The sequence below is a fragment of the Crenalkalicoccus roseus genome (assembly GCF_004761865.1).
Taxonomy (GTDB): Bacteria; Pseudomonadota; Alphaproteobacteria; order Acetobacterales; family Acetobacteraceae; genus Crenalkalicoccus; species Crenalkalicoccus roseus.
The window spans coordinates 1-214 of sequence record NZ_SJDM01000010.1; the positions used below are offsets into that span (position 1 = coordinate 1).

Annotated in this window: 1 protein-coding gene; it reads right to left on the reverse strand. The window is 89.7% G+C overall.

Annotated elements, in window-relative coordinates; translation table 11 throughout:
- The coding region (locus ET526_RS22700; RefSeq protein ID WP_204623588.1) for a hypothetical protein at positions 1-182 on the reverse strand (182 nt) is incomplete at its 3' end.
- Positions 183-214 lie beyond the last annotated feature (32 nt).

A 214-nucleotide genomic window follows, 5' to 3' on the forward strand; every position in this document is an offset into this window, starting at 1 on the left:
GGCGGCGGCAGCGGTGCGGCGACGGCCGGCAGCGCCGCCACCTCGGCCGGCGGACGGGAGGGCGGGGCCGGCGGGCGCGGACGCGGCGCCGGCGGGGCCGCCACGGCCTGCACCACCGGGCGCGGCGGCTCCGCCACCGGGCGCGGGGGCGGCTCGGCCGGACGCGCCAGGAGGAGGGGCACGGGCTCGGCGGGGGGCGGGGCGGGGCGCGCCG